Raw genomic sequence first — 4,446 nt, 5'->3', positions numbered from 1 at the left:
CTCCCACACTGTCCGCATCCTTCCAGACGATTCATCGTAATTTCCTACTTCCTGAACAACCTTCACACAATCGCACTATATTGGTGCGATAGGCTGCACTCTCCCCATCTAACCAGCCCATTTTGGTTCGAATCTTCCCGAGCAAGCTGGCAGAACGCCACAGTTTCGCGCCTTAAACCCCTATTCCAAGGGTTTCGCGCTTCTTTTCGGAGCCTTGGTTTGGTTTTTGCATTTTCCTTGTATCAGCGTGTGCCTCAAGCCCGCGCCTTGCTTCAAAAGAGGTCCTGATGACCATCAGCGATGCACTGCACCGTTTGTTACTCGACAACCTGACCACCGCGACCATCCTGCTCAACGACGACCTGCGTCTTGAGTACATGAACCCGGCGGCGGAGATGCTCCTGGCCATCAGCGGCCAGCGCAGCCATGGGCAGTTCATCAGCGAATTGTTCACCGAGTCGGCCGAGGCCTTGAGTTCGTTGCGCCAGGCGGTGGAGCAGGCACACCCGTTCACCAAGCGCGAAGCGATGCTCACCGCCCTCACCGGCCAGACGTTGACAGTCGACTACGCCGTGACCCCGATCCTGAGCAATGGCGCCACTTTGCTGCTGCTGGAAGTACACCCCCGCGACCGCCTGCTGCGCATCACCAAGGAGGAAGCGCAGTTGTCCAAGCAAGAAACCAGCAAGATGCTGGTGCGCGGCCTGGCCCACGAGATCAAGAACCCGCTAGGCGGCATTCGCGGCGCGGCGCAACTGCTGGCCCGTGAGCTGCCGGATGAGAACCTCAAGGACTACACCAACGTCATCATCGAAGAAGCCGACCGCCTGCGTAACCTGGTGGACCGCATGCTCGGCTCCAACAAGTTGCCATCCCTGGCGATGACTAACGTGCACGAAGTGCTGGAGCGCGTCTGCCAGCTCGTGGAAGCCGAAAGCCAGGGCTGTATCACCCTGGTGCGCGACTACGACCCAAGCATCCCCGACGTGTTGATCGACCGCGAGCAGATGATCCAGGCAGTGCTCAACATCGTGCGCAACGCCATGCAGGCCATCAGCAGCCAGAACGAGCTGCGCCTGGGCCGCATCAGCCTGCGCACCCGAGCCCTGCGTCAGTTCACCATCGGCCACGTGCGCCATCGCCTGGTGACCAAAGTCGAGATCATCGACAACGGCCCGGGCATTCCGGCGGAACTTCAGGAAACCATCTTCTTTCCCATGGTCAGCGGCCGCCCGGACGGTACCGGGTTGGGCTTGGCCATTACCCAGAACATCATCAGCCAGCACCAGGGTCTGATCGAATGTGAGAGCCATCCTGGCCACACCACCTTCTCGATCTTTCTGCCACTGGAACAAGGAGCCCCATCGACATGAGCCGTAGTGAAACTGTGTGGATCGTCGATGACGACCGTTCTATCCGCTGGGTCCTCGAGAAAGCCTTGCAACAGGAAGGCATGACCACCCAGAGCTTCGACAGCGCCGACGGCGTGATGAGCCGCCTCGCCCGCCAACAACCAGACGTGATCATCTCCGACATCCGCATGCCTGGCGCCAGCGGCCTGGACTTGCTGGCGCGCATCCGCGAGCAACATCCGCGCTTGCCGGTGATCATCATGACGGCACACTCCGACCTGGACAGCGCTGTCGCGTCCTATCAGGGCGGTGCCTTTGAATACCTGCCCAAGCCGTTCGACGTGGACGAAGCGGTGGCACTGGTCAAGCGCGCCAACCAGCACGCCCAGGAACAACAAAGCCAGGAAGCCCCACCGACCCTGACCCGCACCCCGGAAATCATCGGCGAAGCACCGGCGATGCAGGAAGTGTTTCGCGCCATCGGGCGCTTGAGCCATTCCAACATCACCGTGCTGATCAACGGCGAATCGGGCACCGGTAAAGAGTTGGTGGCTCACGCCCTGCATCGCCATAGTCCACGGGCGGCTTCGCCGTTCATCGCGCTGAACATGGCGGCGATTCCGAAGGACTTGATGGAGTCCGAGCTGTTCGGCCATGAGAAAGGTGCGTTTACCGGCGCGGCCAACCTGCGTCGCGGCCGCTTTGAACAGGCTGACGGCGGTACGCTGTTCCTCGATGAAATCGGCGACATGCCGGCTGACACCCAGACCCGCCTGCTGCGCGTGCTGGCGGACGGTGAGTTCTATCGGGTGGGTGGTCACACACCCGTCAAGGTCGATGTGCGCATCATCGCGGCGACCCACCAGAACCTGGAAACCCTGGTACACGCGGGTAAATTCCGTGAAGACCTGTTCCACCGCCTGAACGTGATCCGCATCCACATCCCTCGTATGTCGGACCGCCGCGAAGACATCCCGACCCTCGCCCGCCACTTCCTCAGCCGCGCCGCCCAGGAGCTGGCGGTTGAACCGAAGCTGCTGAAAAGCGAGACCGAGGAATACCTGAAGAACCTGCCGTGGCCCGGCAACGTGCGTCAGCTGGAGAACACTTGCCGCTGGATCACCGTAATGGCGTCCGGGCGTGAAGTGCATATCAGCGACCTGCCGCCAGAGCTGTTGAGCCTGCCCCAGGATTCGGCACCCGTGACCAATTGGGAACAGGCACTGCGTCAGTGGGCCGACCAGGCCCTGGCGCGTGGCCAGTCGAACCTGCTGGACAGCGCCGTGCCGGCCTTCGAGCGGATCATGATCGAAACCGCTCTGAAGCACACCGCCGGCCGCCGTCGCGACGCCGCCGTGTTGCTCGGCTGGGGCCGCAATACCTTGACGCGCAAGATCAAGGAATTGGGCATGAAGGTCGATGGAGGGGATGATGATGAGGGCGACGACGCCTGACTCTCAGATCCACTGAAGATCTAGTGTGGGAGCCGGGCTTGCCCGCGATGGCGGAGTGTCAGTCACCGAATATGTTGGCTGATACACCGCTATCGCAGGCAAGCCAGCTCCCACATTTTTTTGTGTTGGAGCAAAAACCGTGCACCGCTTGAATGCACCATGAACCGGCATCGGGCACGGTTTCAAGGCCTGGAATATCGGCCTGCTTGAAAAAACTTGAAAGACGAAAGCACCAAAGCCCCGTATTCCGGGGCTTTGCGCTTTTTGGCAGAGATTTTCGACACACATTGCCAATTCTGGCACGCGCCCTGCAATACCTCTGGCACTACCCAGTTTCGGGGACCTTGGTACAGGCAGGCCGAGAATCCCCTCTTTAACACCCGGGGTGCTTGATGCGGACAGCGTCGTGCCCCACACCCGTTTTGGGAGCCCTGGTACAGGCAGGCCGGGAACTCCCTCTTTTATTCCTCCCGGAGATGGATCTCCAGCCGCCAGCGGCCATCGGCCTTTTCCCCTTTCCATTCCCCACGCAGCGGTCGAGCCGCCACCAGGTTCAGCAGCAAGCCACCGTCGGTCTTGCGCACGCGCCAGTTCACGTCCTTGTCATTGACCTTGAGTTGCCCGCCGGCGCCCTTGCCCTGGGCATCGAACAGCAACGCCACAGTGCCGTCGATATGCTCGCCGTGCAGCTTGGGTTCGCTGTTGAACCACACCACTACGCCATTTGCCTCTGTCTCCACTCGCTGCAGTTCGACGGGGTCGGGCGTGGTCAGGCGACCGATCATCAAGCCAATCATCAGGCCGACAATCGCCAAAGAGCCCATCACCCGTGGCAATAGCTTCGGCCTTGGGTCGTCTTCAGGGGTAGAATGCAGCGCATCTTTGCCTTCGGAGCCGTGCATGTTTCACGTCATCCTTTTTCAACCAGAAATTCCGCCGAATACCGGCAACGTTATCAGGCTGTGCGCCAACAGTGGCTGCCACCTGCATTTGATCGAGCCTCTGGGCTTCGACATGGACGATAAACGCCTGCGTCGCGCCGGGCTGGACTACCACGAGTACGCCACCCTCAAGCGTCACGCCGACCTGGCCAGTTGCCTGGAGAGCCTGGGGCATCCGCGACTGTTCGCGTTCACCACCAAGGGTTCACGGCCGTTCCATGATGCCAGCTTTGCCGAGGGCGATGCTTTCCTGTTCGGCCCGGAAAGCCGGGGCCTGCCGGCCGAGGTACTCGACGCCCTGCCCGACGGCCATCGCCTGCGCTTGCCGATGCGCGAGGGATGCCGCAGCCTGAACCTGTCCAACACCGTGGCGGTTGCCGTCTACGAAGGCTGGCGCCAACTCGGCTTCAAGTAACACACATAACAAAATGTGGGAGCGGGCTTGCTCGCGAAAACGGTGTGTCAGTCACTGAAAGTATCGACTGAAGTACCGCATTCGCGAGCAAGCCCGCTCCCACATTTGATCTCCGGTGGCTTAAAGAATTGGCCCCAGGCGACCATTAGTGATGAAGGTACTCAGCGCCAGCACATCCACCGAGCCTGAGCGATCGAGGTCCAAATGCGCCACGTGGCGGCGCACCGTCTCATGAATCTGCCGTGCGCCCTTCCCCAGCCGCAGCGGGCCGCGCAGGTCCACGG

4 protein-coding genes are annotated in these 4,446 nt (G+C 61.0%); 3 read left to right on the top strand and 1 reads right to left on the bottom strand.

Annotated features, from left to right (window positions below; genetic code table 11):
• Positions 1–287 precede the first annotated feature (287 nt).
• Together glnL and ntrC are read left to right on the top strand one after the other, a co-directional pair.
• Complete coding sequence (glnL, locus tag ACRESD_RS09180) at positions 288–1,373, top strand: nitrogen regulation protein NR(II) (protein ID WP_016979130.1); 1,086 nt, start codon at positions 288–290, stop codon at positions 1,371–1,373.
• The gene (gene ntrC / locus ACRESD_RS09175; protein WP_105697707.1) at positions 1,370–2,806 is read left to right on the top strand and encodes a nitrogen regulation protein NR(I); all 1,437 of its coding nucleotides are present in this window, start codon (positions 1,370–1,372) and stop codon (positions 2,804–2,806) included. Before glnL ends, ntrC begins: the two co-directional genes overlap by 4 nt.
• A 461-nt stretch (positions 2,807–3,267) precedes the next feature.
• On the opposite strand, the gene ACRESD_RS09170 is transcribed toward ntrC, so the two are convergent.
• Positions 3,268–3,708, bottom strand: coding sequence for a hypothetical protein (locus ACRESD_RS09170; RefSeq protein ID WP_431750622.1), 441 nt, complete (start codon positions 3,706–3,708; stop codon positions 3,268–3,270).
• On the opposite strand from ACRESD_RS09170, the gene ACRESD_RS09165 reads away from it, so the two are divergent.
• Positions 3,707–4,162, top strand: a complete 456-nt coding sequence (locus ACRESD_RS09165) for a tRNA (cytidine(34)-2'-O)-methyltransferase (RefSeq protein ID WP_003171120.1) — start codon at positions 3,707–3,709, stop codon at positions 4,160–4,162. The two genes, ACRESD_RS09170 and ACRESD_RS09165, sit on opposite strands and share 2 nt — an antisense overlap.
• Positions 4,163–4,446: the final 284 nt, after the last annotated feature.

Origin of the sequence: Pseudomonas sp., assembly GCF_050739995.1 — a bacterium.
Classification (GTDB): Bacteria; Pseudomonadota; Gammaproteobacteria; order Pseudomonadales; family Pseudomonadaceae; genus Aquipseudomonas.
This window is presented reverse-complemented; position numbering and strand designations above follow the sequence as displayed.